Here is a 4,056-nt window from a genome sequence, read left to right as displayed (position 1 = left end):
CAGAATCGTTCAATGCCAAAATTAAACTTTTCCGAGCTAATCTAAGAGGAGTGGCAGACAAGAAGTTCTTCCTATTCAGAATTGCAAATCTATACGCATATCCCCACTGATTTTCTACTGAGCCGTTATCAGGCTGAAAGGCTAAAATCTTTTTCTTATCAACACAAAAACGGATTTTTTTTTGTAAGTTTGTGGCACTATTACAAGTACGAATATTCAATGATAGAGAAAAATAAGTACGGGCAATATTTTACCATTCCCATTATAGCAGACTTCATGGTATCGCTGATTTCTCATCAGAAAGACAGTAGAATACTTGAACCATCTTGTGGTAAGGGCGTTTTTCTTGATTTTCTTTTCCAACATGGATTTCAAAACCTCACTGCTTACGAAATAGACCCGACATTAGGGGCGCACCATGATTGTATCAGATTTGTCGATTTTTTATCAGTATCCACTGCTGAAAAGTATGATGTTGTCATAGGCAATCCTCCCTATATAAGGTGGAAAAACATAGAGCCGGAACTGAAAAAAGAGTTATCAAAAAATGATTTATGGAATCAATACTTTAACAGTTTGTGCGACTATCTTTTCATCTTTATTCTTAAAAGCATTGAGCATCTTGAAGAAAACGGAGAGTTGATCTTTATTTGTACGGAATACTGGATGAATACCACTCATTCCGAAACGCTGCGTAACTATATGTGCAGGCAGGGATATTTCACTGAAATCTATCATTTCAAGGAGACACCACTCTTTGAAAAGGTAACAGCTTCATTCATTATTTTTAGATTTATCAAGAGTTCAGAGAAGCGAACATCCATTATGCTCTATCAATATAATAAGAGTAAGGGGCTGCCTACGCAGCAGGAATTGGCAGACAAGAGTTGCTTTGACTTTTGTGTAATTCCACATTTCAAAGAAAACAGCAGATGGCTTTTGGCAACGAAAGATACACAAAAGCGGTTGGAGAATTTTGAAAACAAATGTGTAAAGTTCAACAGTAATCTGTTTGAGAAAGAACTTCATCGCATTGGCGACTTCTGCGACATTGGAAATGGTATGGTTTCCGGACTTGATGTGGCATTTCAGTTGAAGGATGTGAAACCGTTGAATGTGGCAGAGAAGAAAAAGCTCATCAAAGTGATAAAAGCCAAAGACCTCTGTCCCTACAAATCGAAAGCTTTTACTCCGTACATCTTTGTTCAAGAGAGGATCTCAGAGAAAGAATTCTGCAAAAAATATCCCCATTTTGCAGCGCATTTTCAACCTTATTTAGACAAACTTGCCAATAGGTACAGCTATCAAAGGGATATTCCTTATTGGGAGTTTGTTTTTCCGAGAAACCAAAAGATGTTTGAACGAAACGAGCCGAGAATTTTCGTTCCATGCAAAGAACGTGTTTCCAACAAAGATTATTTCAGATTTTGTTATGCTTCGGAAGAATATTATCCGACGCAGGATGTAACAGCCATATTTAAGAAGCCGTGCTGCAAAGAGTCTATCGAATATATTTTAGCCTATCTGAACAGTGAAGATGTTTTTGAATGGCTTATATTGAATGGGATTGTAAAAGGTGCCATTGTGGAGTTTTCGGAAGCACCTATTGCAAGTATTCCATTTCGTCCCATCAATTGGCAATCGGAAGAGGAAGTCAGACTGCATGCAATGATTACAAAAGAAGTGCGAGAATATCTGAAAAGCCGAGAGTCTGCGCATATAAAACATATTGACAGTTATTTTAAGAGATTGGAATTATGAAAAAGGAAGACTTTGAAAAACTAACGAAAGGAATGAAAAACCAAAGGGTTGAACGTCCAAACAAAGCATCGGCCGGAACACTCTCAGGGCATGCTGCCGGAGAACCTTTTGAAAAATGCGTGTATAAAATATTAAAACAGAAATACCCAAATAACATTTTCAAACAATATGAATATCTCAACGATATATACTTGAGACACCCCAAGCATATAACCGTTGAACAAAAATATGCCCTGTTTGATTCTCCGACAGCTTTATTTTTGCTGAATAGGGGAAACAAAGCTACAAAGGAATGGACACCGGAAAATCTATTTGAAGAAAAACAGAATGATACGGCAGATATACTCTACCATGAACCAAACTACTATGGTATCATAGATGTGAAAACAAGAAACATTGATAAGTCTGCAATGGCACCTAACATAGTGTCAGCTTACAAATTAGCAAGGATGTGCGCACTGATGATAGACAATGAAGAATTTGATACTTTGGGGATTGATTATATTGAAATAGATTGGACTGAAGAGGAAAAACATTTGAGATGTACTGATGCGCATTATGCAAATCTATTTAAAGCAAAACCCGAAGCACTTTATATAAATTGGAGTGCAGCTCTACAGATACAATTTCACGTTTGCGATCTTGATCAATCTTGGAGTGGAACAATGGAGGAGTGGGCAAGACATTACCTGAAAGTATTTGTGGACAGTGCAGAAACAAGAATGGTTATGATGCGTGAAAAGTTTATTGAACCTTTCCGAAAATATATTTTGAACACAGAAAACAGTTAAGGAAAAACAACATTCCATCTGCTCTTTTCTGACAAGAAACAGGCTGGCTATATCTTGGTGAGTTTCAGTTCTTTATCGTTTAGGTATTTTGCCGGCTGTCTCCTGATTTCTGTTTTATTTTTTCAAATTCTTTGTAAAAAATTTGTGTTGCCTATATTTTTTTTGTACCTTTGCACCGCTTTTATAAGAAAAGCGTTTTGCCCAGATGGCGGAATCGGTAGACGCGCTGGTCTCAAACACCAGTGGAGCAATCCATCCCGGTTCGATCCCGGGTCTGGGTACTTTATAAGAAAGGGAAGTAACTGAATATCAATTAGATGTGGTTACTTCCTTTCTTTTTGTTGGAACATTGGTGCAACATTTCGGAAAATATTTGGTTTCGGCTCATGTTGAGGTTCTACATTCCGACCTCAATAGGAATAAAAAAGGCTACCCGGAGTTAGATAGCCTTCATGTAATTATTAGAATTTTTCATATTCTTCTTTGCTGATTTCGTAACCGTACATCTTAGACTCAAAAATATCTTTGTCCGTAGAATCAACCTCAACTTCTTTACGTCCTCTACGCTTTATAAAACAGTGTGTTGATTTATCTATAACTACAATTCTTAAAACAATGTCCTCGTAGTCATCTTTGAGGTAAACTGTTCCCTTTTTGAGCTTACTACATAAATTTACCAAATCCATGGTGTATCATTCATTAATCTTCAAACCTTTATCTAATTCGTCGAACTCACGTTATTTTAGTATATGATTTCCCAAAAACCATTTTTATCAGAGCCTACTCTACGAAGATATTTGCCACGCATTTTTTCAATATTTCGCATGATAGTACTTCCATTCAGTCCTGTAATTGTTGCCATTTCATCCTTAGTTATATAAGGATTTTCAACCATTAACTGCAAGATGGATATACGATTAGTTGTGAGCTTTTCTCCATTTACAGTTGCCTTTTCAATTAACCTCTTAATAAGGTTCTTGCTGTTTACAGTTGCATTTGGGGTATTTACAGTTGCATTTACAGTCCTCTTTTCTGCATTTGCAGTTGCATTTATTTGGTTTTTAACTTGAGATGAACCCTTCGGTATTGTAATTTTCAAAATAAAATCATCAAGATGGAAAGATAAATGTGGTGTACCATTAGCTTCCAACTCTCTGCACACTCGATCCACACCCTCACCAAATTCCTTTACAAAGTCGTATGCTTTAAGGAATTGGGCTATTTCTGGATTGCGCGAGAAATGTGTATGACGGATGTTAGAGGGCTTGACCATTCCAGGTAATCTGCCGGGCGATTCGAATACAAGGCGATTGTCAAACATCTTAATTTGGATTTCCGTACCCTTGATATTGTAGGCACGGTGGCAGCAAGCGTTAACTAGTCGTCCCTTGAAAAGTAAATAACCTATTGATTATCAATAAAATAGCCTTTCTATTATTTGTATATATCTACAAGTTTTTGTATCTTTGCATGGTAAAATCTTGCAAATCAACAATGTATAAAT

The 4,056-nt window shown here is 36.7% G+C and carries 3 protein-coding genes, 1 tRNA gene and 2 pseudogenes; 4 read left to right on the top strand and 2 right to left on the bottom strand.

The window, feature by feature from the left end; genetic code table 11:
* From E0E16_RS15050 to E0E16_RS13340, 4 genes and pseudogenes are all read left to right on the top strand, one after another.
* Positions 1-110: pseudogene (locus E0E16_RS15050) on the top strand (ISAon1 family transposase); the annotation flags it as partial.
* A 109-nt stretch (positions 111-219) separates the two neighbouring features.
* Positions 220-1,761, top strand: a complete 1,542-nt coding sequence (locus E0E16_RS13350; protein ID WP_130830692.1) for an Eco57I restriction-modification methylase domain-containing protein — start codon at positions 220-222, stop codon at positions 1,759-1,761.
* Entirely contained in the window at positions 1,758-2,552 is a 795-nt protein-coding gene (locus tag E0E16_RS13345) for a HincII family type II restriction endonuclease (RefSeq protein ID WP_130830691.1), read from the top strand. The genes E0E16_RS13350 and E0E16_RS13345 overlap by 4 nt, the downstream gene beginning before the upstream one ends.
* 199 nt (positions 2,553-2,751) lie before the next feature.
* Positions 2,752-2,833 (top strand) — tRNA-Leu (locus tag E0E16_RS13340).
* Between the two features lie 180 nt (positions 2,834-3,013).
* Here E0E16_RS13340 and E0E16_RS13335 read toward each other — a convergent pair.
* Entirely contained in the window at positions 3,014-3,238 is a 225-nt protein-coding gene (locus tag E0E16_RS13335) for a hypothetical protein (protein ID WP_130830690.1), read from the bottom strand.
* 56 nt (positions 3,239-3,294) lie between these two features.
* Positions 3,295-3,933 (bottom strand): annotated as a pseudogene (locus tag E0E16_RS13330) (ATP-binding protein); the annotation flags it as partial.
* Between the last annotated feature and the right edge of the window lie 123 nt (positions 3,934-4,056).

It is taken from the genome of Prevotella rectalis (assembly GCF_900607215.1).
Taxonomy (GTDB): domain Bacteria; phylum Bacteroidota; class Bacteroidia; order Bacteroidales; family Bacteroidaceae; genus Prevotella; species Prevotella brunnea.
This window is presented reverse-complemented; position numbering and strand designations above follow the sequence as displayed.

Bases quoted from the DNA above. Each gene is read 5' to 3' on its own strand.
- E0E16_RS13350 (WP_130830692.1), top strand. From the start codon at position 220: ATGATAGAGAAAAATAAGTACGGGCAATATTTTACCATTCCCATTATA.
- E0E16_RS13345 (WP_130830691.1), top strand. From the start codon at position 1,758: ATGAAAAAGGAAGACTTTGAAAAACTAACGAAAGGAATGAAAAACCAA.
- E0E16_RS13335 (WP_130830690.1), bottom strand. From the start codon at position 3,238: ATGGATTTGGTAAATTTATGTAGTAAGCTCAAAAAGGGAACAGTTTAC.